Origin of the sequence: Bradyrhizobium lablabi, assembly GCF_001440475.1 — a bacterium.
GTDB lineage: Bacteria > Pseudomonadota > Alphaproteobacteria > Rhizobiales > Xanthobacteraceae > Bradyrhizobium > Bradyrhizobium lablabi.
The window spans coordinates 17,167-41,794 of sequence record NZ_LLYB01000093.1 but is presented as its reverse complement, the minus strand read 5'-3'; the positions used below and the strand labels follow the sequence as shown (position 1 = coordinate 41,794).

The 24,628-nt window shown below is 63.1% G+C and carries 22 protein-coding genes; 12 read left to right on the top strand and 10 right to left on the bottom strand.

Annotation, left to right across the window (positions count from 1 at the left end):
• Positions 1-161 precede the first annotated feature (161 nt).
• A complete protein-coding gene (locus tag CQ14_RS26985) occupies positions 162-1,292 on the top strand; it encodes a hypothetical protein (RefSeq protein WP_156435468.1) in 1,131 nt (376 codons plus the stop codon).
• A gap of 72 nt (positions 1,293-1,364) precedes the next feature.
• Here CQ14_RS26985 and CQ14_RS26980 read toward each other — a convergent pair whose 3' ends face one another.
• Complete coding sequence (locus tag CQ14_RS26980; protein WP_057860864.1) at positions 1,365-1,658, bottom strand: hypothetical protein; 294 nt, start codon at positions 1,656-1,658, stop codon at positions 1,365-1,367.
• Between the two features lie 882 nt (positions 1,659-2,540).
• On the opposite strand from CQ14_RS26980, the gene CQ14_RS26975 reads away from it, so the two are divergent.
• Positions 2,541-3,119: a TMEM175 family protein gene (locus CQ14_RS26975; RefSeq protein ID WP_057860876.1), complete on the top strand. Its 579-nt coding sequence runs from the start codon at positions 2,541-2,543 to the stop codon at positions 3,117-3,119.
• 404 nt (positions 3,120-3,523) lie between these two features.
• On the opposite strand, the gene CQ14_RS42580 is transcribed toward CQ14_RS26975, so the two are convergent.
• Positions 3,524-4,258, bottom strand: a complete 735-nt coding sequence (locus CQ14_RS42580; protein WP_057860875.1) for a lysophospholipid acyltransferase family protein — start codon at positions 4,256-4,258, stop codon at positions 3,524-3,526.
• Positions 4,259-4,387: 129 nt separating this feature from the next.
• On the opposite strand from CQ14_RS42580, the gene CQ14_RS26965 reads away from it, so the two are divergent.
• Positions 4,388-5,245 carry an alpha/beta fold hydrolase gene (locus CQ14_RS26965; protein WP_057860863.1) on the top strand — a complete coding sequence of 286 codons (858 nt, stop codon included), beginning with the start codon at positions 4,388-4,390 and terminating at the stop codon, positions 5,243-5,245.
• A gap of 274 nt (positions 5,246-5,519) precedes the next feature.
• Here CQ14_RS26965 and CQ14_RS26960 read toward each other — a convergent pair whose 3' ends face one another.
• Entirely contained in the window at positions 5,520-7,142 is a 1,623-nt protein-coding gene (locus CQ14_RS26960) for an ABC transporter substrate-binding protein (RefSeq protein WP_057860862.1), read from the bottom strand.
• Between the two features lie 276 nt (positions 7,143-7,418).
• Between CQ14_RS26960 and CQ14_RS26955 the strand changes: the two genes are divergently transcribed.
• The 8 genes from CQ14_RS26955 to CQ14_RS26920 all read left to right on the top strand — a co-directional run bounded on the left by CQ14_RS26955 (position 7,419) and on the right by CQ14_RS26920 (position 17,783).
• Positions 7,419-8,549 (top strand): M20/M25/M40 family metallo-hydrolase, encoded by a 1,131-nt coding sequence (locus tag CQ14_RS26955; protein ID WP_057860861.1) that lies wholly within the window; start codon positions 7,419-7,421, stop codon positions 8,547-8,549.
• A gap of 231 nt (positions 8,550-8,780) precedes the next feature.
• Entirely contained in the window at positions 8,781-9,722 is a 942-nt protein-coding gene (locus tag CQ14_RS26950) for an ABC transporter permease (RefSeq protein ID WP_057833748.1), read from the top strand.
• An 11-nt stretch (positions 9,723-9,733) separates the two neighbouring features.
• Positions 9,734-10,624, top strand: coding sequence for an ABC transporter permease (locus CQ14_RS26945; RefSeq protein WP_057860860.1), 891 nt, complete (start codon positions 9,734-9,736; stop codon positions 10,622-10,624).
• Between the two features lie 111 nt (positions 10,625-10,735).
• A complete protein-coding gene (locus tag CQ14_RS26940; RefSeq protein ID WP_057860859.1) occupies positions 10,736-12,376 on the top strand; it encodes an ABC transporter ATP-binding protein in 1,641 nt (546 codons plus the stop codon).
• A 251-nt stretch (positions 12,377-12,627) separates the two neighbouring features.
• On the top strand, positions 12,628-14,154 hold the full coding sequence (locus CQ14_RS26935) for a M81 family metallopeptidase (protein WP_057860858.1): 1,527 nt from the start codon (positions 12,628-12,630) through the stop codon (positions 14,152-14,154).
• 5 nt (positions 14,155-14,159) lie between these two features.
• Positions 14,160-15,323, top strand: a complete 1,164-nt coding sequence (locus tag CQ14_RS26930; protein ID WP_057860857.1) for a M20 aminoacylase family protein — start codon at positions 14,160-14,162, stop codon at positions 15,321-15,323.
• A gap of 1 nt (position 15,324) precedes the next feature.
• Positions 15,325-16,746, top strand: coding sequence for an amidase (locus CQ14_RS26925; RefSeq protein WP_057860856.1), 1,422 nt, complete (start codon positions 15,325-15,327; stop codon positions 16,744-16,746).
• 146 nt (positions 16,747-16,892) lie between these two features.
• Complete coding sequence (locus CQ14_RS26920) at positions 16,893-17,783, top strand: crotonase/enoyl-CoA hydratase family protein (protein ID WP_057860855.1); 891 nt, start codon at positions 16,893-16,895, stop codon at positions 17,781-17,783.
• A gap of 206 nt (positions 17,784-17,989) precedes the next feature.
• On the opposite strand, the gene CQ14_RS26915 is transcribed toward CQ14_RS26920, so the two are convergent.
• From CQ14_RS26915 to CQ14_RS26905, 3 genes are all read right to left on the bottom strand, one after another.
• Complete coding sequence (locus CQ14_RS26915; RefSeq protein WP_057860854.1) at positions 17,990-18,964, bottom strand: NADPH:quinone oxidoreductase family protein; 975 nt, start codon at positions 18,962-18,964, stop codon at positions 17,990-17,992.
• Positions 18,964-19,575: a 2-hydroxychromene-2-carboxylate isomerase gene (locus tag CQ14_RS26910; RefSeq protein WP_057860853.1), complete on the bottom strand. Its 612-nt coding sequence runs from the start codon at positions 19,573-19,575 to the stop codon at positions 18,964-18,966. Before CQ14_RS26910 ends, CQ14_RS26915 begins: the two co-directional genes overlap by 1 nt.
• Positions 19,576-19,705: 130 nt before the next feature.
• A complete protein-coding gene (locus tag CQ14_RS26905; protein ID WP_057860852.1) occupies positions 19,706-20,407 on the bottom strand; it encodes a glutathione S-transferase N-terminal domain-containing protein in 702 nt (233 codons plus the stop codon).
• 118 nt (positions 20,408-20,525) lie between these two features.
• On the opposite strand from CQ14_RS26905, the gene CQ14_RS26900 reads away from it, so the two are divergent.
• Positions 20,526-21,548, top strand: coding sequence for a methionine synthase (locus CQ14_RS26900; protein WP_057860851.1), 1,023 nt, complete (start codon positions 20,526-20,528; stop codon positions 21,546-21,548).
• A gap of 128 nt (positions 21,549-21,676) precedes the next feature.
• On the opposite strand, the gene CQ14_RS26895 is transcribed toward CQ14_RS26900, so the two are convergent.
• The 4 genes from CQ14_RS26895 to CQ14_RS26880 are packed head-to-tail and all read right to left on the bottom strand — an operon-like array spanning position 21,677 to position 24,451.
• A complete protein-coding gene (locus CQ14_RS26895; protein ID WP_057860850.1) occupies positions 21,677-22,294 on the bottom strand; it encodes a hypothetical protein in 618 nt (205 codons plus the stop codon).
• A gap of 9 nt (positions 22,295-22,303) precedes the next feature.
• Positions 22,304-23,128 (bottom strand): class II aldolase/adducin family protein, encoded by an 825-nt coding sequence (locus CQ14_RS26890; RefSeq protein ID WP_082650053.1) that lies wholly within the window; start codon positions 23,126-23,128, stop codon positions 22,304-22,306.
• Positions 23,129-23,148: 20 nt separating this feature from the next.
• Positions 23,149-23,676, bottom strand: a complete 528-nt coding sequence (gene gpt, locus CQ14_RS26885) for a xanthine phosphoribosyltransferase (RefSeq protein WP_057860849.1) — start codon at positions 23,674-23,676, stop codon at positions 23,149-23,151.
• Between the two features lie 37 nt (positions 23,677-23,713).
• Positions 23,714-24,451, bottom strand: a complete 738-nt coding sequence (locus CQ14_RS26880) for a competence/damage-inducible protein A (RefSeq protein ID WP_057860848.1) — start codon at positions 24,449-24,451, stop codon at positions 23,714-23,716.
• Positions 24,452-24,628 lie beyond the last annotated feature (177 nt).

The following is a 24,628-nucleotide window of genomic DNA, read 5'->3' as shown; positions in this document are numbered from 1 at the left end:
TTCGCGCTTTGTTCACGCAAACCCAGCAACCGATAGCGGAGCGACATACCGAAGCATGCAAGTCTGCCTGTTGAAATAGTTATCCTCCTAACTCACAACCGTGCCAGCTTGCCCCTCCGACAGTAGTCCGGTTGGCTTTCCCAAAGCCCCGGAGGTCGAAGATGCAAACCTATACACGCCAACAACTGCACGATCTGGTCTGGTCAGGACCGATGCGTGACATATCCAAGAAATTTGGAATGTCGGACAACGGATTGCGCAAACACTGTGTCAAGGCGTTCGTGCCCCTGCCACCGCAAGGATACTGGAACAAGGTACACGCAGGCCAGAAGGTGAAAACGATCCCGCTCCCTCCTCGACCACCCGGCATATCTGGCGAGTTCAGGTTCGGGCAATGGGACTATCGCGAATACGAAAGGCAGTTGAAGGAAAACGAGCCGGTGGCACCGGCCTTCGATGAACCCATAGAAACTGTGCGGGAGCGGGTTACGCGCAATCTTGGCGTGGTCCTCGCTGCCAAGAGCCTGTCGCCACCTCACGCAGCTTTTCGTCGACAGGTGGAGGATGATGCCAGGCAGGCGGCTCAATCGAGCTGGCACACGGCAATCTTTGATACGCCTCTTGAGAAACGGCGACTACGAATCCTCCAGGGCCTCTTCTACGGCTTGAGTCGACTCGACTCCTGGGCGACTGTTCAGGGTCGGGAAACGCGCACCATTTATGTCGGTGTTGGCCACCAATCTGTATCCATTGGTCTTGAGCGCGCAGCGAACCGCCGACGAACAGCCGACGGCAAGGACACGGAGCGCTTGAAATTCAGCATCTTCAAGGGCTCCGGAACAGAACTTGAGCGGATCTCGTGGATGGATACGGACGAGCAGTCGCTTGAGGCACAGCTAAGCACCATCGCCGCAGAAATCATTGTCTCCGGCGAACTCCAGTATCGCGAGCATCAGGTGTGGGCCTACGAGCAGGCCGTTCGGCGCCGAGAGGAGATCCGGCAGGAAGAAATTCGAAAGAAGTTGGCGGCGGAGAAGGCCGAGCGCGAGCGTCTTATCAAACTGGAGGCCGACCGACTAAAGCGCCTGACCGATAGCGCCGAGAGTTATCATCGCGCCCAGACAATCAGAGCCTTTGTGGCCTCAGTGGTTTCGATGCCTGCGGCGTCCACCGACCCGGCAAGTGTCGCGCGATGGAAAGACTGGGCCCTGCTCCAGGCCGACAATATCGACCCCATCGCGACCGGCCGAATTTGGGACGATGTGAATGATACAGGCCCGTCAACCACTTGATGACACGCCCGACGTCTTCCGCAAGGAACTGGCGGCATAGCAAAGGAGCGCCTCGCGGCGCTCCTTCTCGCTTCAGGTCGATGATTTCACGCCCAGGCCAATGACCTTCCCACCGACCTTGAGGTCAGGCGGCAGTTCAGTGATGGCCGTATCTGTGATGTCGAGGTCGCCCGACACGGAGAGCCCTTCCGGCAAGGCCGTAAGCTTGGTCTTCCGCAGGATTAGGTCGCCGTCGATGGTCATCTGCCGGGGCAGTAACGTGGTCGGGACCCCAGTGAGATCCAGGCCTTCATCGAGAGTGAATCCCTCGGGAAGGAAGTTGGTGACCGTATCCTCTTTGACGTTGTGGGGCTCAAATCGCAGCATGCATTACTCCAAGGAGGTCTCCCGTCACGCCCGGAAGACGTGACGAGGACCGCAGCCCTTCTTGGGAAACGGTACGCGTGATCTTGGGATTGTGGGTTAGCGATTCGCTTTTACAAGTCCCCGAAGGGAAGAGCTGCTGCTGCATGAATAAGCGTGGCCGACGATGACAGAGCAACAGCCACATACTAAGACGCGGTGGCTCCGGCTGCGTCGCGCGTCAAGGGTCAAGACGAGCGGCAGAACCGCCCTTGACGCGCGCCGCACCCGGCGCATGTGGCTCGGCATCACCAATGCCGGAGACCCGGCATTGGTGCCGCAGGCTTCGCTGGCCTGCTACAAAAGGCTTATTTCCAATGAGCCGTGACAATACGCGGCCTCCCTCTCCGCCGAAACTCCGCAGCGCAGCGTGGCCTTTTTGGCCTGGCGAATCACAACGATCCGTTTAGAAGAATCTGCCTAGATGGACGCAGCTTCGGCATGGCGTCCGAACTGGCGACAAGAGCGAAACTTTGTCCCAGTTTGAGACTTGATCAGACGGCCTGCGCGGCATTTTTCAATCGTTTTGCCGCATTTAGCACGGATTTTAGCACAAGCTAAAAACAAGGTGGAAAAAGCTAAGTAAAACAAGCTGCTTAGTGCTTGACAAGAGGACTTAAAATCCCTCGATGGCAACGTCGTGTGGGTTCGAGTCCCACCGCCCGCACCAGCCTTCGCTCGCGAAGTGAGCGAAGGCTGCCGCGCCGAAGCCGACAGTCGAAGGCGGGCTTTGTGTCCGCGAGCTACGGCTAGGCAAGCCACGCCCTGCGAGGCATAGCTTGAACCGGGTGGGAACGGACTCGGGAGACTGGGGGGACTACATTGCCGCAAATCGGTCTTTTCGAAATGCGCCGGCTGGAGATGCTGAGCAACACCATCTTTGGCGTTGCCATGACGCTGCTCGCCTATGATCTGCCGAAAGCCAGCAGTTTCAAGGAAGCGCCGACCTGGATGGGTCTGATACACGTCTACGCGCATCCCGTCATCGCGCTGACGATCAGCTTCATCGTCGCCGGGCTGTTCTGGTTCAGCCATCACCGGCGGCTTGCCGTGGCGCCCGAAGGCGGCCGCGGCGTGGTGTTTCTCAATCTGTTTTTTCTGCTCTCGATCATCATCCTGCCGGTGACGAACGGCCTCTACGGCGTCTATCGGATCGATGGCGTGATCGCGGTGCTATATGGATTCCACCTGGTCGTGATCGCCGCGCTAAACGCGCTATTGTGGGTCCTGGCGCTGCGCGGCCAGAGCAATCCGCAGTTGCTGGCGACGGCGGTGTTTCCGCTGGGCGTATTCGTGCTCGGCACGGCCGTGGCCTTCGTCGCCCCGAGCATCTCACAGTTCATCTGGTGCCTGGCGTTCCTGGCTCCGATGGCCGGCTGGCTCGCGGGCCGCCGCGCAAGCTATCCGCAAGTTGAAGCCCGCTGAAATGCGATTTTATGTGTTGCTCAAAGGAGAGGGATTCACGTCCCTCTCAGGAGAGCTCAGCCCATCTGTGGACGTTGGACAAGCTACAAAATTTGGGTTCTTTACGACGCGAGTAGTTGATGCACCTGACGCTCAGCGAGCGGTTGAACTCGCGGCTGCTCAGGTCCGTCAAGATGAGAAAATTCGTGCCTGTTCCATGGGAGAAGAGATAATTGTCCCAGAGGAGGTTCACCGTGTGAGCTGGATCTTCAGGCGGCTTCGTCCTCCGCGGGGATACACTTTCTTCTTAGAAGAAGAGGATTGAGCCAGACCGATAACTGCCGATCCCGTCAGCGGTGATGCGAGGGATGAATTGGATGGATATTGCACGAAATGAACTGCTGCCGGTTTGACTTTGCCGGAGGCTAGCGCACCTTCGCCTCGCTCACCGTCAGCAACCGGCTCGCCTCCTCCGCAATCATCCGCTCCATCTTGTCCTGAAATTCCTTGCGCGGCAGGCCCGGCGCGATCGGCGGCAGGAACGACAGCGTGATGGTGCCGGAGTGCATCATCAGGGTCTTCTTGCCCCAAAAGAGCCCGGAATTGCACGCCGCCGGCACCACGGGGACCTCGAGATTGGTGTAGAGCGCGGAAATGCCGGCCGACTGAAACTTCACGGGCTCGTCGATCGCCTGCCGTGTGCCTTGCGGAAACAGCAGCACCTTGCGGCCCTCGCCAACCGCACGCTTGGCTTCATCGACCATCTGGCGCAGTGCATGCCGGCCTGCCGAGCGGTCGACCAGGATCATCGGATAGCGCTCGAGAAACCAGCCCACCAGCGGCAGCTTTCTCAGCTCCTTCTTGGCGACGATGCTGGCGTCGGGGAAGATCACACAGAGGGCTGCGGTCTCCCACAGCGATTGGTGATTGCAGGCAATGATGCAGGGACCGTCGGGAACGTGCTCGCGCCCCTCGACGCGATAGTCCAGCCCGATCACGTGCTTCATCAGGAACATGATGCCGTTGGCCCACACCTGGGAGACCGCACGCACTGTCGCACTGCTCGCGTTGAACAGCGCCATGAACGGCGCCGTCGATGCAACGACGACCGTCAGGATCACCACGGCGGCATCGAATAGTATGGACCTCAGATAATGCAAACGTTCCGTCCTCTCGGGCCTCTGATGCGGCTTCCAATACAGCACTTTTCCCGGCTTGCACAATTCCGCCCGCCCGGCTGAAATAGGCCCCGACATGGATCGGCCCGATTGGCGGTCCAGGATCGCCGCATGCCCGACAGCGAAAAGATCGCCATCACGCCACATCTCGTCTTCGATTCCATCACGGCCGGCCCGCCCGGCGCGCCGCTGGTGCTGCTGCTGCACGGCTTTGCGGAATCGATGCATTGCTGGCGCGCGCAGGTCACGGCGCTCGGCGACATGGGCTATCGCGCCATCGCACCAAGCCAGCGCGGCTATTCGCCGGGTGCGCGCCCCGATGCGCGCGAATTTTCGCATTACCTGATCGACCGCCTGATGGACGACGCAATGGCGATCGCGGCGGCCGCGGGCTATGGCGAGGCGCGCTTTCATCTCGCCGGCCATGACTGGGGTGGCAGCATCGCCTGGGGTATCGCCGACCGCCACCATGAGCGACTGGCCTCGCTCACCATTCTCTCGCGGCCGCATCCGAACGCGTTCAACCGCGCGCTGGAAACCGATGGCGAGCAGGCGCAGCGCTCAAGGCATCACAAGGCGTTTCTGGAACCGGACGCCGCCGATATCGTGCTCGCGGACGACGCCAGATGGCTGCGCGAGCGTCTCGCCGCCAACGGCGTCCCCACTGAGGCGATCGAAAGGCATCTCGCCGTGCTCGGCAACAAGGACGCCATGGAAGCGGCGCTGGCCTGGTATCGCGCGCGCGGCGCGATCCGCGGGCCGCTCGGACCGATCCGCGTGCCGACACTTTATATCTGGGGCGATGCCGACGACACCGTCGGCCGCGCCGCCGCCGAAGGCACCGTCGATTTCATCGCCGCGCCCTACCGCTTCGAGGTGCTGCCAGGCGTCGGGCATTTTGCAGCGGATCAGGCGCCGGAACGTGTATGCGAATTAATGCTGGAACATCTCGCGGCGCATCCGGTGTAAGGAACGCAACGCCTGCAAGAATGTTGTCGTGCACAAAATGGAGCACGACAAATTGGCCAACGAACAACCCTTGGATAAACCCGTCGTAACCAGCCGCAAGCCAGCCCGGAACCAGGTACGTCAGCCACAACAGCCACAGGTTCGCTCGCCGCTGTTGAACGACGGACCGGAACTGGAGCGCGACAGCCACTGCTGACGCGGACTGCTAAAAAACGAAAACGCGACGGAGGACGAACCTCCGTCGCGCTTTTTGTTGTCCGATTGAAGCTGGTGCCTACTCGCTCTTGTCGATGTTCCAGAACACCGGCGTTGCCGGGCCGTCGACGACACCGGTGAGCGATTTGCGCCAGCCGCTCGGGATCAGATATTGGCCGAGCGGGATGTAGATCACCTGTTCATAGGCCTGCTTCTGGATGTCGGCAGCGATCTTCTTCTGCTCGTCCAGCGAAGCGGAGCGCGCAAACTTGTCGCGGAGCTCTTCGATCTTGGCGTCTTCGGCCCAGCCGAACCAGCCACCGTTCTTGCCGCGACCGCCGACCGAAGCGTTGGCGACGGGATTGGAGACGTCGGCGGCAACCCAGTTGGTGAAGAACATGTTCCAGCCACCTTCCTTCGGCGGCTTCTGGCTGGCGCGGCGGGTCACGACGGTCTGCCAGTCAGTGGCCTGCACGTCGACCTTGAAGCCGGCTTCACGGAGCAATTGCGCCGCAACGATCGGCTGCGCCTTCAGCGTCACGACGTCGCCGGGCGCCATGACCACGACCGGCGTGCCGTCATAGCCGGACTCGGCGAGCAGCTTCTTCGCCTCCGCCATGCCGTTGCCCTTCACCAGGCTCTCGGCGCCGGCATCGCTCTCCAGCGGGGTGTCGCAGATGAAGATCGCGCCGCAGATCTTTTGATACTTGGCATTGCCGACCAGCGCATCGAGCACGTCCTTCTGCTTCATCGCCATGAAAGCGGCGCGGCGAACCTTGACGTTATCGAAGGGCGGATAGAGGAAGTTCATTCGCCCCAGCGTCTGGAAACCGAACTTGTTGAGGACGTCGACCTTGATCTCCTTGTTCGCCTCCAGCACCGGCAGCAAATCGAACGGCAGGTTTTCCATGAAGTCGATATCGCCCGACTGCAGCGCGTTCACCGCGGTCTGCGCGTCCGGCATCGTGATCCATTCGACGCGATCGACCTTCACGACCTTGCCGCCGGCGGTCCAGCTCGGCGCCTCCTTGCGCGGCACGTAGTCCGCGTTCTTTTCATAGACGGCCTTCACGCCCGGCTGGAATTCGGCCTGCACGAATTTGAACGGACCAGAGCCGACCTGCTCCTTGATCTGCTGGCCGGCAGGCGTTTCTGCGAGCCGCTTCGGCATCATGAACGGGGTATAGGATGACGGCTTACCGATCGACTCCAGCACCAGGCCGTAGGGCTCCTTCAGTTTCAGCGCGAAGCTCTTGGCATCGATCGGCTCCAGGCTGGCGACGAAATCCATCAGCTTCTGGCCCATCGTATCGTTGCGGCCCCAGCGCTTCAGCGAGGCGACGCAATCTTCCGCCGTCACCGGCTGGCCGTCATGCCACTTCAGGCCGTCACGCAACGTGAATGTGTAAGTCAGCTTGTCGTCGCTGACTTTCCAATCGGCCATCTGCGGCTGGACCTTGAAGCTGGAATCCGTTGCCAACAGCGTGTCGTAGACCATGTAGCCATGATCGCGGGTGATGTAGGCGGTGGTGAAACCGGGATCGATGACACGCAGGTCGGAATGCATCACGGCGGTGATGGTCTTCTTGCCGGCAGCCATAGCCTGCGAGCTCAGGGCTAGCGACGTCACCGCTACCGATAGCGCAAGCGCCGACAATGCGGACGCTATCGTGGGACGTTTCCAACGCATGATGGGGAACATTCGATCTCTCCTGACGTGAAACTGGTCAAAGTCCGCTGATTCATTATGCATGCGGTTCGTTATTTGGGCGAACTAACACGCTGTAAATCCTGACTATTTGAAGACTTGCATCAAGCGCGCGGCGCGTCAATCCGCTTTGAGGCGGCCATCGCCCTGCGGATACCGCGGACGCGCGCTCATGTTTCACTTTACAAATCCGCGCGAGATCATTCTCGTAGGTTGGCGAGGCCGGTGCCCGATTAGTTGAAACCAAGATCAAGAAACGAAGAGAAGTCCATGAACCCAGCCAATCTTCCCTTTGATTCCGAGGCCATGCTGCAGGGGCTGCGTAGCTGGGTGGAGTGCGAAAGCCCAACCTGGGACAAGAGCGCCGTCGAGCGCATGCTCGACCTCGCCGCGCGCGACATGGCGATCATGGGTGCGACCATCGAGCGCATCGCCGGCCGCCAGGGTTTTGCCGGCTGCGTCCGCGCCCGCTTTCCGCACCCGCGGCAAGGCGAGCCCGGCATCCTGATCGCCGGCCACATGGATACTGTCCACCCCGTCGGCACCATCGAAAAACTGAAATGGCGGCGCGAGGGCGGCAAGTGCTTCGGCCCCGGCATCTTCGACATGAAGGGCGGCAATTACCTCTCGCTGGAAGCGATCCGGCAACTGGCCCGCGCCGCGTTCACGACACCGCTGCCGATCACGGTGCTGTTCACACCGGATGAAGAGGTCGGCACGCCCTCGACCCGCGACATCATCGAGGCGGAGGCGGCGCGCAACAAATATGTGCTGGTGCCGGAGCCCGGACGCCCCAACAACGGCGTCGTCACCGGCCGCTACGCGATTGCGCGCTTCAATCTCGAAGCCGTCGGCAAGCCGAGCCATGCCGGCGCCACGCTCTCATCGGGCCGCTCGGCGATCCGCGAGATGGCACGCCAGATTATAGCGATCGACGGCATGACGACCGAAGATTGCACGTTCTCGGTCGGCATCGTGCATGGCGGCCAATGGGTCAACTGCGTCGCCACCACCTGCACCGGCGAGGCGCTGAGCATGGCCAAGCGACAGGCCGATCTCGACCGCGGCGTCGAACGCATGCTGGCATTGTCCGGTACCAGCAATGACGTGAACTTCACCGTGACGCGCGGCGTGACCCGCCCGGTGTGGGAACACGACGCCGGCACCATGGCGCTGTATGAAAAAGCGCGCGGGATTGCGGCTCAGCTTGGCCAGGAGCTTCCCCATGGCAGCGCCGGCGGCGGTTCTGACGGTAATTTCACCGGCGCGATGGGCATCCCGACACTGGATGGCCTCGGCGTCCGCGGCGCCGACGCCCATACGCTCAACGAGCATATTGAAGTGGATAGTTTGGCCGAGCGCGGCCGGCTGATGGCGGGTCTCTTGGCGACGCTGGAGTGAGCCATCGTTGCGAGGAGCGAAGCGAAGCAATCCATGGTCCCGCATAAAGGAGGAGTGGACTGCTTCGTCGCTTCGCCGCGCAATGACGGCTGAAAGCCTTCCCGACCGCTTAGCTGCATCGCAAAAAACGCAGGCGCAATGGCACGGGACTTGCTGAAATGCTACGCTGGTGGCGCGGAAACCAGCTCCAAGGCCGGCGCTGCCCAATTCACCCACAACTGACGGATCAAGATGCTCGGATATCTGCTTCGCCGCATTCTCGCCGCCATTCCCGTGATGGGCGTGGTCGCGCTGTTTGTGTTTCTCCTGCTGCGGCTGACGCCGGGCGATCCCGCCGCGATCTTGGCCGGCGACAATGCGACGCCCGAACAGCTCGAGCGCATCCGCACCTCGCTCGGCCTCAACGAGCCGCTCTACACCCAGTTCTTCACCTGGATCGGCAAGCTGCTGCAGGGTGACCTCGGCATGTCGCTGATTTCGAACGTGCCGGTGCTGACGATGATCAGCAAGCGCGTCGAGCCGTCGATCTCGATCGCGCTCTGCACCATCATCCTGGCCGTCATTGTCGCCGTGCCGCTTGGCGTGATCGCGGCGTGGAAGCACGGCACCTGGATCGACCGTTTCGTGATGGGCCTGTCGGTCATCGGCTTCTCCGTGCCGGTATTCGTGATCGGCTACGTCCTGATCCAGATCTTTGCCATCGAGCTGCGCTGGGTGCCGGTGCAGGGTTTCCGCAGCATCACGGCGGGTTTCGGCCCGTTCTTCGAGCGCATCATCCTGCCGACCTGCACGCTCTCCTTTATCTACGTCGCGCTGATCGCACGCATGACGCGGGCGGCGATGCTCGATGTGCTGGGTGAAGATTACGTCCGCACCGCGCGGGCGAAAGGTATCAGCGAGACCGGCGTGCTGCTGCGCCATGCACTGCGCAACGCCGCCGTGCCCGTCATCACGGTGATCGGAACGGGCTTCGCGCTGCTGATTTCCGGCGTCGTTGTTACCGAGAGCGTGTTCAACGTGCCCGGCATCGGCCGCCTCACCGTCGATGCGGTGCTGGCGCGCGACTATCCGGTGATTCAGGCGATGATCCTTTTGACGTCGGGCATCTATGTCACCGTCAATCTGTTGATCGACCTCGCCTACACCCTTCTTGATCCAAGAATTCGTTACTGAGGTTCGGCACGATGGCGATCGAAACCCTTCCCGAACCGTCAATCCCCGTCACCACGCCGTTCCGGCCTAAACTGGGATTCCTCACGGCAACGCCGATCATCGCGGTGGCGACCATCTGCCTCGGGCTGATCATCCTGATGGCGATCCTCGCGCCCCTGCTCGCGCCGCACGACCCGCAATTGCTGTTGCCGGCGCAACGGCTGAAGCCGGCCAGCTCGACATTCCTGCTCGGCACCGACGCCTACGGCCGCGACGTACTGTCGCGCATCATCTACGGCGCACGGATTTCGCTGTTGATCGGCCTTGGCGCCGCGGTCTTCTCGATCGGCATCGGCCTTCTGATCGGGCTCGTCTCCGGCTTCTTCCGCTGGGTCGACGCCGTGATGATGCGGGTGATGGATGGCCTGATGGCAATCCCCTCCATCCTGCTCGCTATTGCCGTGGTCTCGCTGTCGGGCGCCAGCCTGACGACCGTGCTGGTCGCGATCACCATTCCTGAAATTCCCCGCGTAGCCCGGCTGGTGCGTTCGGTCGTGCTGTCGGCGCGCGAGGAACCGTATGTGGAGGCGGCCATCTCGGTCGGCACCAGCCTGCCCAAGATCATGTGGCGGCATTTGATGCCGAACACGGTGGCGCCACTGATCGTGCAAGGCACCTATGTCTGCGCTTCCGCCATCCTCACCGAGGCAATCCTGTCGTTCCTCGGCGCCGGCATCAGCCCGGAAACGCCGACCTGGGGCAACATCATGGCCGAGGGGCGCGCCTACTTCCAGGTCAAGCCGTCGCTGATCTTCTGGCCCGGCCTGTTGCTGTCGATCGCCATCCTGAGCATCAACCTGATCGGCGACGCCGCCCGCGACGCGCTCGATCCGCGCATGAAACAGCGGGAGGCCGGAAAGTGAATTCGACCTCTCCCCGTCATTGCGAGCGAAGCGAAGCAATCCATCTCGCCGCGCAAAGAAAAGAATGGATTGCTTCGTCGCTCCGCTCCTCGCAATGACGGCTGAACTGAAATGAAAAACATCGTTCTCGATATCGACAATCTCGTCGTCGGCCTCGGCAAGAACCCGTCCGGCCAGCGCATCATCGACGGCGTCTCCCTACAGGTCCGCGAGGGCGAGACGCTCTGCGTGGTCGGCGAAAGCGGCTCCGGCAAGTCCGTGACATCGCTGACCGTGATGGGCCTGTTGCAGAAAGGCGCGCTGGTGCCCTCGGGCGGCAGCGTCAAGCTGGTGGGCGAGGAGCTCTTGACCGCCACCGACAAGCGCCTGCGGCAACTCCGCGCCACCCGAATGGCGATGATCTTTCAGGAGCCGATGACGGCGCTCAATCCGGTGGTGCCGGTCGGCCGGCAGATCGACGAAGTGCTGCGCGCCCACACCGATCTCGACGCCCGCGCCCGCCGCCAGAAAATCCTGGCGATGATGGAGCACGTACGACTGCCCGACGTGGAGCGCATCTTTGCCTCCTACCCGCACCGGCTGTCCGGCGGACAGCGCCAGCGCATCATGATTGCGATGGCGCTGGTGCTCGAACCCAAACTCCTGATCGCGGACGAGCCGACCACGGCGCTCGACGTCACCACGCAGAAGCAGATCCTCACCTTGATCCGCGACCTGCAGCGCGATCACGGCACCGCGGTCCTCTTCATCACCCATGACATGGGCGTGGTCGCGGAAATTGCCGACCGCGTCGCGGTGATGCGCTACGGCCGGCTGGTCGAGACCGGCACGCTCGATAGCATCCTGCGCACGCCGGCGATGGAATACACCCGCAACCTGCTCTCCTCGGTGCCGAGCCTGGTGCCGCGGGCGCCGCGGGCGGAGACCAACGAACCGGTCGTGCTGGAAGCCAACGAGCTCAGCAAGATCTATCGCGAGCGCTCGTTCCTCGGAAAGGCGCGCGAGGTCGCCGCGGCCAAGGACGTCACTATCACCCTGCGCAAGGGCCGCACGCTCGGCATCGTCGGCGAAAGCGGTTCCGGCAAATCCACGGTGGCGCGCTGCATCGTCCGCCTGATCGATCCGACTTCGGGCGGCGTTCGCCTTGCGGGGCGCGAGATCTCCGACCTGTCGCGGCGCCTCCTGCAGCCACACCGCAAGAAGATCCAGATCATCTTCCAGGACCCGTATCGTTCGCTCAATCCGCGCGTCACGGTTGGCGAGACCATCGCCGAGGGCCCGATCAATTACGGCATGCCGCGTGCAGAGGCGCTGGCGAAAGCGCGCGAACTGCTCGAGCTGGTCGATCTGCCGGCGGATGCGGTCTCGCGTTATCCGCATCAATTCTCCGGCGGCCAGCGCCAGCGCATCGCGATTGCGCGCGCGCTCGCGCTCGACCCCGACGTTCTGGTCGCGGACGAAGCGGTCTCGGCCCTCGACGTCTCGGTGCAGGCGCAGGTGCTCGAACTGCTCGACGAAATCCAGAAACGGCTCGGCATCGCGCTCCTGTTCATCACCCACGATCTTCGCGTTGCGGCGCAAATCTGCGACGACGTCGCTGTGATGCAGCATGGCCGGATTGTGGAACAGGGGCCCGCGGCAGAGGTGCTGACCCATCCGCAACAGGCCTATACCAAGGCGCTGCTCGATGCCGCGCCCGGCCGGGGCTGGGATTTCGCCAATTTCCGGCCGGTGGAAGTAGCGGCTGAATAGCGACTGCCTCTCCGCGTCATTGCGAGCGAAGCGAAGCAATCCACCTCCCCGCGCGAGGATAGATGGGTTGCTGNCCTGTCATCGGGCGGCGCTTCGCGCCGACCCGTTGGCTCCTCGCAATGACGGGGTTGGCCCCGGCGCAAGCCAAATTCTAACGCCCACGCGGCATGCAAAACGGAATTGCTCCCCGGCTTGCACTTGCCACGATCTCCCGCTTAACGTCCCCCAACGAAAAATACTGGCTGAGACATATGACCCGCATCGCCGTCGGCGGCTTCCTGCACGAGACCAACACCTTCGCGCCGACCAAGGCGACCTATGCCGATTTCGTTCATGGCGGCGGCTGGCCCTCGATGACGCACGGGCCCGATGTGCTGAAGGTGATGCGCAAGATCAATGTCGGCCTTGCCGGCTTCATCGAAACGGCTGAGGCCAATGGCTGGGAACTGGTCCCGACCATCGCCGCCGCCGCCAGCCCCTCGGCGCATGTCACGACCGATGCCTTCGAACGCGTCATGAAGGAGTTGGTCGACGGCATCGCCAACGCGGGGCCGATCGACGCCGTCTATCTCGATCTGCACGGCGCCATGGTGACCGAGCAGCACGACGACGGTGAAGGCGAGATCCTCGCCCGCGTTCGCAAGGTGATAGGCCCGGATCTGCCGCTGGTCGCCAGCCTCGACCTTCACGCCAACGTCTCGCCCGAGATGATTGAGCACGCGGATGCACTCATTGCCTACCGCACCTACCCCCACGTCGACATGGCCGACACCGGCCGCGCCTGTGCAAGGCACCTCGCGCTGTTGCTGCAGACGAAGCATCGCTTTGCAAAAGCCTTCCGGCAACTGCCGTTCCTGATCGCGATTTCCTGGCAGTGCACCAACGACCAGCCTACCAGGGGCATCTATGAAAAGCTCGCGGCGCTCGAAGGCGACGCGGTGCCGACGCTGTCCTTTGCGCCGGGCTTTCCGGCGGCAGATTTCCCTCATTGCGGGCCGAGCGTGTTTGCCTATGGCCGGACGCAGGCCGACGCCGATGCCGCCGCCGACAGGATCGTCGCGCTGGTCGAGAGCCACGAGGATGATTTCGACGGCCGCATCTATTCGCCCGATGACGGCGTGCGCCTCGCGATGGAGCTGTCGAAATCGGCCACAAGGCCGATCATTATTGCCGATACCCAGGACAATCCCGGCGCCGGCGGCGATTCCGACACCACGGGGATGCTGCGCGCGCTCGTGCGCAACAAGGCGTCCGGTGCCACCGGCGTGATCTACGATCCGGAGTCGGCCAAGGCGGCGCACGCAGCCGGCGTCGGCGTCACGGTCACGCTTTCGCTGGGTGGCAAGTCGGGCATATCAGGCGACGCGCCTTACAGGGAAACTTTCGTCGTCGAGAAACTGTCAGACGGACAGTTCGTGGCATCCGGCCCCTATTACGGCGGTCGCGACATGGATATGGGACCATCGGCCTGCCTGCGCATCGGAGATGTTCGTATCGTCGTCGGCTCCTACAAGGCGCAGCTTGCGGACCAATCGATGTACCGCTATGTCGGCATCGAGCCGACCGAACAGAAAATCCTGGTCAACAAGAGCTCGGTGCATTTCCGCGCCGATTTCGAACCGATCGCCGAAAAGCTCCTGATCTGTGCCGCGCCCGGCGCGATGCCGGCCGATACCGCGGCCCTGCCCTGGACGCGGCTGCGTCCGGGCATCCGCATCAAGCCGAACGGCCCTGCCTTCACGCCATCCGTCCAATCCAAATCTTCAGTTACGGGATAACAGACATGCCTACCATTGAACGCATCGACGGCTTTGCCGACGAACTCACCGCCATCCGCCGCGATCTGCATGCCCATCCCGAGATCGGCTTCGAGGAAGTCCGCACCTCCGGCATCGTCGCCGAAAAGCTGAAGGGTTGGGGCATCGAGGTGCATCGGGGCCTCGGCGGCACCGGCGTGATCGGCATCCTCAAGGGCAAGGGCAATGGCGGCAAGCGCATCGGGTTGCGCGCCGACATGGACGCGCTGCCGATGGAGGAAAATACCAACCTGAAATGGCGCTCGACCATTCCGGGCCGGTTTCACGGCTGCGGCCATGACGGCCACACCACCATGCTGCTCGGCACCGCGCGCTATCTGGCGGAGACGAAGAATTTCGACGGCACCGTGCACTTCATCTTCCAGCCCGCCGAGGAAGGCCTTGGCGGCGCCCGCGCCATGATCAAGGACGGCCTGTTCCAGAAGTTTCCGTGCGATGAGATCTACGGGCTACACAACGCGCCGGACCTGAACCACGGCGAGATCGCGATCCTGCCGGGACCGGCGATGGCGGGCGCCGACTTCTTCGACATCACCATCCAGGGCTACGGCGCACATGGCGCGATGCCCGAGCGCTCCAAGGACGCGGTGGTGATCGCGACCACGCTGGCGCAGGCGCTGCAGACCATCGTCAGCCGCAACGTCGATCCCTTGAAGTCGGCGGTGCTGTCGGTGACGCAGATCCATGCCGGCTCCGCCAACAACGTGATCCCCGGCGAGGCCAGGCTCGGCGGCACGGTGCGCGCGTTCGACGACGGCGTGCGCGCGCTGATCCGCGACCGCATGCGTGCGATCTGCGCCGGCATTGCCGCGACATTCGACTGCGAAATCACCGCCGATATCAAAGATACGTTCAGCGTCCTCATCAATGAGGAGGAACAGTCCAGGGTGGTCGAAGCCGTGGCCAAGACCGTGGTCGATCCGGCCAACGTGTTGACGCGTTCGGCCCCGAAGATGGGCAGCGAGGATTTCGCCGACATGATGCAGGCGGTGCCCGGCGCCTATTTCTGGATCGGCCACGATGGCTCGGTGCCCGTGCACAATCCCGGCTTTGTGCTCGACGACAAGATCCTGCCGATCGGCGCCAGCATGTTCGCCCGCATCATCGAAACCCGTTTGCCGGCAGGTTAGCATGCAGAACGCAGCCCCCGAGGAAGAGGTCACCTCGCTGCATGACCTTTCCGCCATCGACCTGATCGCAGGTTATCGCGCCAAGCAGTTCTCGCCTTCGGAAGTGCTGGAGGAAGTGATCGAGCATGTCGCGGCGTGGGAGCCGCACATCAAGGCGCTGTATCTGTTCGATCCCGATGGCGCACGCGCGGTCGCGAAAGCTTCGACCGACCGCTGGCAGAAGGGCGAGCCGGTGAGCACGCTCGACGGCGTGCCGGTGACGATCAAGGACAATATCGCCACCAAGGGCCAGCCGATACCGCTGGGATCGGCCAGCGTGAAGCTGGTGGCGGCGGAGAAGGACGCACCGCCCGCGGCGCGCTTACGCGAAGCCGGCGCGATCATGTTCGCCAAAACGACGATGCCGGATTACGGCATGCTGTCGTCGGGACTCTCCAGCTTCCATCCCCTCACCCGCAATCCCTGGGATTTGACCAAGAATCCCGGCGGGTCCTCTTCCGGCGCGGGCGCGGCGGGCGCGGCCGGTTACGGCCCGCTGCACCTCGGCACCGACATCGGCGGCTCGGTGCGGCTGCCGGCTTCATGGTGCGGTCTGGTCGCGCTGAAACCGAGTCTCGGGCGCGTTCCGATCGATCCGCCCTATGTCGGCCGGGTCGCCGGCCCCATGACCCGCACCGTCGACGATGCCGCGCTGATGATGTGCGTGCTGTCGAAGCCGGATCGTCGCGACGGCATGAGCCTGCCGGCGGATACCATCAACTGGCGGGCGCACGACAAGTCGCCGCGCAAGGTCCGGATCGGCCTGATGCTCGATGCCGGCGCCGGGCAACCGCTGGAAGGTGACGTGCGAAACGTTGTTGTCAACGCGGCCAAGGCGTTCGAATCCGCCGGCGCTATCGTCACTGAAGTCAACGGCATCCTGACCCGCGAGATGCTCGACGGGCTCGACGATTTCTGGCGGGCGCGGTTGTGGGACGATCTGTCAAAATTGTCGCCCGAGGAGCGCGGCAAGACGCTGCCCTATATCCACAAATGGGCGGAAGCCGGTGCAAAGCTTTCCGGCGTGGACGTCGTCAGGGGTTTCAACGCCACCATGGCGATCCGCGCCGCGGCTGCAAAACTGTTCTGCGAATTCGACTACGTGATTTCGCCGGTATCGCCGGTGGTGAACTTCCCGGCCGAGTTTGCTGCCCCCATCAACGATCCGGATAAACCGTTCGAGCACATTGCCTATACCGTGCCGTGGAATATGGCGGAGAACCCGGCGCTCTCGATCAATGGTGGTTACGACACCAAGGGTTTTCCGATCGGCGTGCAAATCATCGGCCGGCGCTTCGACGATCTCGGCGTGCTCGGCATGGCCAAGGCCTTCGAGGCCCTGCGCGGTCCGCAGAAGCCGTGGCCGACGCCACCGAAGAACTAAACGCAAGACCTGCAGGGACATGCGGGATTGTCATGCGCGGGCCTGCCCCGCGCATCCATCGTCTTCATAAAAGATGGATTGCCGGGTCAAGCCCGGTAATGACAAGATGAACATCAACAATAAGTATCACGCGAGGAACCGCACCCATGGCGTACGAGACCATCAAGTACGAGGTCGACGAGCAGATTCTCACCATCACGCTGAACCGGCCCGACAAGCTCAACGCCTTCAACGGCACGATGCAGCAGGAACTGATCGACGCCTTCGACGCCGCCGACAAGGACGACAATGTCCGCGCCATCATCGTCACCGGCGCGGGCCGCGGCTTCTGCGCCGGCGCCGATCTTTCCTCCGGCGCCAACACGTTCGACCGCGACGCGCGACGCGGCCCGGTGAAGCGGCTCGCCAGCGGCGCGGTGGACTACAGCGATCCCATGGTGCGCGACGGTGGCGGCCAGGTGACGCTGCGCATCTTCAAATGCCTGAAGCCTGTGATCGCGGCGGTGAACGGGCCCGCCGTCGGCATCGGCGTCACCATGCAGCTCGCGATGGATATCCGCATTGCAAGCGAAGCCGCGCGCTTCGGCTTCGTATTCTCCCAGCGCGGCATCGTCCCCGAGGCCGCCTCGAGCTGGTTTTTGCCGCGCATCGTCGGCATCTCGCAGGCGCTGGAATGGTGCTATTCGGGCCGCGTCTTCCCGGCGCAGGAAGCACTCGCCGGCCGCCTCGTCAGCAAGGTGGTGCCGCCGGACGACCTGTTGCCGACCGCGCGTGCGCTGGCAAAAGAATTCGCCGCCAAGACCGCACCGGTATCGGTGGCGCTGATCCGGCAGATGATGTGGCGCATGATGGGCGCCGACGATCCGATGGAAGCCCACAAGGTCGACAGCCGCGGCATCTACGCCCGCGGCCGCTCGGAGGACGTCAAGGAAGGCGTGGTGTCGTTCCTGGAAAAGCGCCCGGCCGAGTTCAAGAACAAGGTGTCGAGCGACATGCCCGATTATTTCCCGTGGTGGCAGGAGCGCGAGTATAAGTGAACGNAGCGGCCTGCCGCGGGTTGCAGCCGCGGCAGGTCATTCCTCANNNNCGGAACAGACCAACGATAGCCGATTGCGCTATTACAAGGGTGGGCAAAGCGAAGCGTGCCCACCATCTCCGCGAAAATGGTGGGCACGGCGCAAGTGCGCCTTTGCCCACCCTACGAGTTCTGGATGCCCCGCCTTCGCGGGGCATGACAAGGAAACTACTCCATCACCAGCGCCACACGCCCAATCGCCTTGCGATCGATCAACAGCCGCATCGCTCTCGCATAGTCTTCCAGCGGCAGGCGGTGCGAGACGTTGGGGCGGACCTTTCCAGCCTCCGCCCATCCCGTCAGCGCCTTGATCCTGACCTCGCCGAGCGCGGGATTTCGCCGCACCGCTTCGCCGGCGCGGACGCCGAGCACGCTGGCGCCCTTGATCATCAGCAAATTGGTTTTTGCGAGCCCGATGCCGCCGGTGAACCCGATGATGAGCAGCCGCGCTCCCCAGTTGATGCAGCGCATCGAGTTCTCGAACACCTCGCCGCCGACGGGATCGAACACCACGTCGGCGCCCTGCCCGTCGGTGATGCGCTTGACGGCGTCACGGAACGGCTCGCGGTCGTAGCGGATGAGGTGATCGGCGCCTCGCTCCTTCGCAATCTCGAGCTTCTCGTCGCTTGACGCCGTCGCGATCACGGTCGCGCCTAGCATCTTTCCGATCTCGACGGCGGCCAGCCCGACGCCACCGCCGGCGCCGTGCACCAGCAACACCTCGCCCGGCTGGAGCCGGCCGCGATCGATCAGCGCGTGATAGGCCGTGCCATGGCCGGCCAGGAACGTCGCGCCCTCGGCATAGTCGAAGGTCGACGGTAGTTTGACGAGCTGCGAGGGCGCGGCGACGGCTTCATCGGAATAGGCGCCGTGGCGCATCTTGACGATCACCTTGTCGCCAACCGCAATGCCCGCGGCTTGGTTGACCTCGACGACATCGCCGGCGGCTTCCATGCCCGGTGTAAACGGCAGCGGCGGCTTGAGCTGATATTCGCCCGCGGCCATCAGCACGTCGGGAAAATTCAACCCGGCGGCGCGGATGGCGACGCGCACCTGTCCGGGAGCCAAGGGTACTGCATCAAATGTTTCCAGCCGCAGGCTCTCGGGCGGACCGAGCTCGCGGCAGACGACAGCCCTCGGCATCAGGCGGCCCGCGCTTTCACGCGCTCCAGCGCTTCGCGGATCAGCGGCATCCGGTCGTTGCCGAAATACATGTCGGTCTTGTCGACAAAGATCGTCGGCGAGCCAAAGCCACCGCGCGCCATCACTTCATCCGTGTTGGCCTTGAGCTGGTCCTTGATCGCCTGCTGGCCGATCCCTTCGAAGAACTTGACGTGGTCGATGCCGACCTTCTTGCAGATCTCCGTCAGCACGGAGTCTTGCGAGATGTCCTTGTCGGCGCCCCAATAGGCCTCGAACACGGCGGTGGCGAACGGCACCATATCCTTGTTGCCGAGCCAGATGCAGCCGCGCATCGCCTTGACGCTGTTCACTGGAAACACCGTTGGCGGCATCTTGATCGCAACGCCCGCCGAGCGTGCCCAGTCGGCGAGATCCTTCTTCATGTAGCGCGCCTTCAACGGCACCGGCGTCTCACGCTGCGCGTAGACGCTCGGATTGACGGTGTTGAAGATGCCGCCGACCAGGATCGGCCGCCAACTGATCTCGACGCCGAGCTCTTTCGCCAGCGGCTGGATGTTGTGGAAGGCGAGATAGGTCCAAGGACTGGAACAGTCGAAGAAGAATTCGAGCATGGGGTTTCCTTTTGTGTTGATCCTCATCCTGAGGAGCGCGCAACGCGCGCGTCTCGAAGGATGAAGGCCCGTCTGTGGCCTCATGGTTCGAGACGGCGCTGCGCGCCTCCTCACCATGAGGGGCTTACAATTACTTCCTCCCCGCCATCTCCTTTGCGCGCGCACCGAACATGTTTCGCCGCGCCTCCTCGTCGAACGGCTCCTTCACGAACTTGCCGATTGCCAGCCCCGCCTGCACCTGCGGCCGTGCACGCACTTCCGCGTACCAGCGCCTGACGTTCGGGTAATCGTCGAGGGTAAAACCCTGCGCCTTGTGGGTCATGCTCCAGGGGAAGCAGGCGATGTCGGCGATCGAGTAGTCGCCCGCGACATAGGCGCCGGTTTTGCCGAGTTGGCGGTCGAGCACGCCATAAAGCCGCGCCGCCTCGTCGCGGTAGCGGTCGATCGCGTACGGGATCTTCTCTGCCGCATAGAGCGCGAAATGGCCGTGTTGGCCGAGCATGGGCCCCAGCCCACTCATCTGCCACATCAGCCATTGCGTCACCTGGGATCGCGCCCGCGTCTCCTTTGGCAGGAAGCGTCCGGTCTTGTCGGCGAGGTAGATCAGGATGGCGCCGGTCTCGAACACCGAAAGCGGCCCCTGCCCGTCGGCGGGTTCGTGGTCCACGATGGCCGGAATGCGGTTATTCGGGCTGATCGCCAGAAATTCCGGCCTGAACTGCTCGCCGGCGCGGATGTTGACCGGGATGACCTGGTAGGGAAGCCCGAGTTCCTCCAGCATGATCGAGATTTTCCAGCCGTTCGGCGTAGGCGCGTAATGCAGGTCGATCATGGCTCCCCTGGCTGCCGATACCGGGGAATATTCCCCGCGAAGGCGACTTTTGTTGTTCTGTACCTCGATCTTAAGACATGGCAGACAGGCGCTCAATCAGTACTGATGGGAGGCCCCTATGCTGTTTCCAACCACGATCGCAGGCTCCTTGCCCAAGCCGGAATGGCTGGCCGAGCCCAATATGCTGTGGGCGCCCTGGAAGTCGAAAGGCGACGAACTCGTCCGCGCCAAGCGCGACGCCACCATGCTGGCGGTCAAACTGCAGGAGGATGCCGGCGTCGATATCGTCACCGAGGGCGAGCAGGCGCGCCAGCATTTCGTCCATGGCTTTCTGGAGAAGGTCGAGGGCATCGATTTCGCCCACAAGGTCGAGATGGGCATCCGTAAAGACCGCTACAAGGCGATGGTGCCGCAGGTGACAGCACCACTGACGCTAAAGGGCCGCGTCCATGCGGATGAGGCCCGCGTCGCCCGCACCCACACCACGCGCAAGCTGAAATTCACCCTGCCCGGCCCGATGACCATCACCGACACCGTCGCTGACAAATACTACGGTGACAAGGTCAAGATGGCGTTCGCCTTCGCCGAACTGCTCAACAACGAGGCCAAGGCATTGCAGGCCGACGGCGTCGATGTGATCCAGTTCGACGAGCCCGCCTTCAACGTCTTCATGGACGAGGTCTCCGACTGGGGCATAAGAGCGCTGGAGCGCGCCGCCGAGGGGCTGACATGCACCACCGCCGTCCACATCTGCTACGGCTACGGCATCAAGGCCAACACCGACTGGAAGCAGACGCTGGGTAACGAGTGGCGGCAATATGAGGACATTTTCCCGGCGATCGAAAAAAGCCCGATCCAGCAGGTGGCGATTGAGTGCCGCAATTCGAAGGTGCCGCTGGATCTGCTGGCGCTGCTCCCCGGCAAGGTGATCCAGGCCGGCGTGATCGACGTCGCCAGCGACACGGTGGAGACCGCCGAGGACGTCGTGAAGGTGATCGAGGCGGTCTCGAAATTCGTGCCGCTCAGCAACATTGTCGCCACCACCAATTGCGGCATGGCGCCGATGCGGCGGGATATCGCGGAGGCGAAGCTGGCGGCGCTGGGCGCGGGCGCGAAGCTGGCGAGGGAGAGGTTGGGGTGACAACCCCGTCATTGCGAGCGAAGCGAAGCAATCCATTGTCCCGCAGCGGAGGTATGGATTGCTTCGTCGCTGCGCTCCCTTTGCGCAAACGCTTCGCGTTTGTCGCAGGCAATGACGGAGTAAAATCTTTAGCTCGTCGCACTCGGATGCAGCACCGGACGATATCCGGCGTTGAGTGCCTGCAGCGTTGACGGTGGCGTCAGCAGCAGCGCGTCGTCGAGTGCGGCGTGCGTCTTGTGATAGCCAGCCATCGACCATCGCAGCGCCCTGCCCTGCACGATCAAAAAAGACTCTTCGCCCTGCTGCACCATCGCGCCGTCGGGCAATTGCGTCACCGGTGCCCGCAGCGGATGCAGCCGCTTGCTGCCACGCTCGAGCCGCTCCCGATGCAACACGGCGTCCATCTCCCGCGCGCGGATATCCGAAACGCCATTCCCCTCCTCCCACGCGGCGCGAAAACGGTTGGCATCGTCGCGGCGGCAGAAGAAGCATGGGCGGTGGCCGGCCGCGAATGCGGTCGCTTCATCGAGAAAGAACAGCTCGGTCCAGCTACGGCCGCCCATCACCTTGCGCCGCCAGCCCCGGAATTCGCAGACGCAGGTGATCCACGCCGGGCTCGACCAGCGCTTTTTCAACAGCGTCTTTGTCGCGGGATCGTGGATGATGCCGCGATTGCCGGTGAACATGCCGCGGTGCGGCGTCGCGATGATGTCGCCCGTGGGCGTGACACGGTTTTGCAGCGGCATGTGGCTGAGCTACTTTGCCGGCGACGTCGAGGCGCGCATCTTCCACAGGTTCCAGATGCGGTCGACGATCGCCAGATTCACCGCGTCGGCTTTGGCGCCTTCTCCCGGCGTCAGATAGTTCGCCTCGCCACCGAGCGCGATCGCCTGCGACTGCAGCCTAGCATTGACGTCGGTGTAGTAGGCGCGGAAAACCGCCAGTTTGACCGACGGTCCGACGGCCACGTCACCATGGCCGCGCATCAAAACCACCGGCCTGTCGCCGAGCGTCAGCGCCAAATCCTTGCCGATCGCCGCGTTGCGGACCAGCATGTCGGTCTCGCCGAAACCCTTTCTTATATCCCATACCGGTGCGCCAGCCGCGAGGAACGCCGCGTTGTGAAATACCGCGCGCAACGGCACCTGGCTGATCGTGTATGGAATGACGCCGGGTGAATGGGTGTGGACGACAGACATGACGTCCGGCCGCGCCCGGTAGATTTCGCTGTGAATGAAGCGCTCCAGGAACAGGGATCGCCCCCGCGCATCAACGGCATTGCCGTCGAGATCGAATTCCATGATGTCGTCGGCCGCGACCAGCGCGGGCGCCAGCGAGCGCGACATCAGGAAGCGACTGGGATTGGCGGGATGGCGGGCACTGACATGGCCGAAACCGTCGAGAACGCCGAAATCGGCGAGCACCCGGCTGCCGGTCACGATGTCATCGATCAGGGCCGCATCAGTGCCGGGGACTAAAGTGGCGGTCTGAGCACGGACCTCGGCCAATCCGGACAGCGCCGTAAGCACCGCGACCAGAGCGAACCTTATCGGCCAAATGCCAACCCACCGTCCGCTCATGCCCCATTATCCCATCCTGATCACGCCGCGCCGTCACGGATCGGCGGCTGGAACGACAGCGCGGTGTCCCAGGGGAAGAAGATCCAGGTGTCCTGCGACACTTCGGTGATGAAGGTGTCGACCAGCGGCTTGCCTTTCGGCTTGGCGTAGACGGTGGCGAAATGCGCGTCCGGCATCATGTCGCGGACCAGCCGTCCGGTCTTGCCGGTGTCGACGAGATCATCGACGATCAACAGCCCCTTGCCGGTGCCGCCGCCGAGCTTCGCGGTTTCCGCGGAAATGCTCTTCAGCACTTTCAGGTCGCCCTGCTTGTCGTGGTCGTAGCTCGCGATGCAGACGGTATCGATCACGCGCACGCCGAGTTCGCGCGCGACGATCGCTGCCGGCACGAGTCCACCGCGGGTGATGGCAATCACCGCGTGAAACGGCCCGACCTCGTTGAGCCGCCAGGTCAACGCCCGGCAATCCCGGTGAAACTGATCCCATGAGACCGGAAACGCCTTGCCCGCGCGCTCCTGCGCGCTCAGTTCCGGAGTATCCGGCGCCATTATCCTCTCCTTGTATCTTCCGAATTCGTTCCCGCGCTTACCGGGCGACGTTCAATCCCGCCAGCATCTGCTTCACCGCGGTCATCGCGGCATTGAGCTTTTCGGGATCGCGGGAGCGGACCACGAGATTGGTGTTCGGCTTCTTGTCCTCGTCCATGAACGGATAGCTGCCGATGATGGTGTCGGGATGGGCATTGGCGATGTCCCGCAGCGGCCCGCCGATATCGCCTTCCCGCGCATTGGCGCGGACCGAGTCCGAGAGCATCCGCACGCCCGACTTCAGCTTGGGCGCGACGATATCCATCATCGCCTGCATGATCGAGGGAATGCCGGCCATCACGATGACGTTGCCGAGCTTGAAGCCGGGCGCGAGGATCGTCGCACTCTGGATCAGCTCGGCGCCGTCGGGCACGCGGGCCATGCGCAGCCGGGCCTCGTTCAGGTCCTGCTCGCTCCAGCGATCGCGGAAGCGCGCCACGACCTCCGGATGGTGGTCGATGCCGACGCCGAACGCTTTCGCGACGCTGTCGGCGGTGATGTCGTCGTGGGTGGGACCGATGCCGCCGGTCGTGAAGACGTAGTCGTAGCGATGCCGCAGTGCATCAAGGGCGGCGATGATATCGGCTTCGTCGTCGGCGACGACACGGACTTCCCGCAGGTCGATGCCGATATTGGTCAGGTATTCGGCGATAAAGCCGATGTTCTTGTCCTTGGTCCGGCCGGACAGGATCTCGTCGCCAATGACCAGAATACCCGCCGTGACGATCTCGCTCATGACTTCCCCTCGCCTGTCCCCGTACTTTGCGCAAGCAACGCATTGAAGTCACGGGGCTTTGCTGCCGAAATAAGCACCCGGCAGCCTTTTTTTAGGGCAGCGCGGCCGGCTACCCACACGAAATGCCGCGAGCCAATGCATATCGCGCTGGCCCGAGCCTTGCTACCATCCCGTGAA

Coding starts and splice junctions, on each gene's coding strand:
- CQ14_RS26890 (WP_082650053.1), bottom strand. CDS start 23,128: ATGAGCGGACGGTGGGTTGGCATTTGGCCGATAAGGTTCGCTCTGGTC.
- CQ14_RS26880 (WP_057860848.1), bottom strand. CDS start 24,451: ATGAGCGAGATCGTCACGGCGGGTATTCTGGTCATTGGCGACGAGATC.
- gpt (WP_057860849.1), bottom strand. CDS start 23,676: ATGGCGCCGGATACTCCGGAACTGAGCGCGCAGGAGCGCGCGGGCAAG.
- CQ14_RS26955 (WP_057860861.1), top strand. CDS start 7,419: ATGAACCCAGCCAATCTTCCCTTTGATTCCGAGGCCATGCTGCAGGGG.
- CQ14_RS26960 (WP_057860862.1), bottom strand. CDS start 7,142: ATGTTCCCCATCATGCGTTGGAAACGTCCCACGATAGCGTCCGCATTG.
- CQ14_RS26905 (WP_057860852.1), bottom strand. CDS start 20,407: ATGATCGACCTGCATTACGCGCCTACGCCGAACGGCTGGAAAATCTCG.
- CQ14_RS26985 (WP_156435468.1), top strand. CDS start 162: ATGCAAACCTATACACGCCAACAACTGCACGATCTGGTCTGGTCAGGA.
- CQ14_RS26950 (WP_057833748.1), top strand. CDS start 8,781: ATGCTCGGATATCTGCTTCGCCGCATTCTCGCCGCCATTCCCGTGATG.
- CQ14_RS26945 (WP_057860860.1), top strand. CDS start 9,734: ATGGCGATCGAAACCCTTCCCGAACCGTCAATCCCCGTCACCACGCCG.
- CQ14_RS26940 (WP_057860859.1), top strand. CDS start 10,736: ATGAAAAACATCGTTCTCGATATCGACAATCTCGTCGTCGGCCTCGGC.
- CQ14_RS26920 (WP_057860855.1), top strand. CDS start 16,893: ATGGCGTACGAGACCATCAAGTACGAGGTCGACGAGCAGATTCTCACC.
- CQ14_RS26975 (WP_057860876.1), top strand. CDS start 2,541: ATGCGCCGGCTGGAGATGCTGAGCAACACCATCTTTGGCGTTGCCATG.
- CQ14_RS26895 (WP_057860850.1), bottom strand. CDS start 22,294: ATGCCGCTGCAAAACCGTGTCACGCCCACGGGCGACATCATCGCGACG.
- CQ14_RS26965 (WP_057860863.1), top strand. CDS start 4,388: ATGCCCGACAGCGAAAAGATCGCCATCACGCCACATCTCGTCTTCGAT.
- CQ14_RS26935 (WP_057860858.1), top strand. CDS start 12,628: ATGACCCGCATCGCCGTCGGCGGCTTCCTGCACGAGACCAACACCTTC.
- CQ14_RS26930 (WP_057860857.1), top strand. CDS start 14,160: ATGCCTACCATTGAACGCATCGACGGCTTTGCCGACGAACTCACCGCC.
- CQ14_RS26900 (WP_057860851.1), top strand. CDS start 20,526: ATGCTGTTTCCAACCACGATCGCAGGCTCCTTGCCCAAGCCGGAATGG.
- CQ14_RS26925 (WP_057860856.1), top strand. CDS start 15,325: ATGCAGAACGCAGCCCCCGAGGAAGAGGTCACCTCGCTGCATGACCTT.
- CQ14_RS26915 (WP_057860854.1), bottom strand. CDS start 18,964: ATGCCGAGGGCTGTCGTCTGCCGCGAGCTCGGTCCGCCCGAGAGCCTG.
- CQ14_RS26910 (WP_057860853.1), bottom strand. CDS start 19,575: ATGCTCGAATTCTTCTTCGACTGTTCCAGTCCTTGGACCTATCTCGCC.
- CQ14_RS26980 (WP_057860864.1), bottom strand. CDS start 1,658: ATGCTGCGATTTGAGCCCCACAACGTCAAAGAGGATACGGTCACCAAC.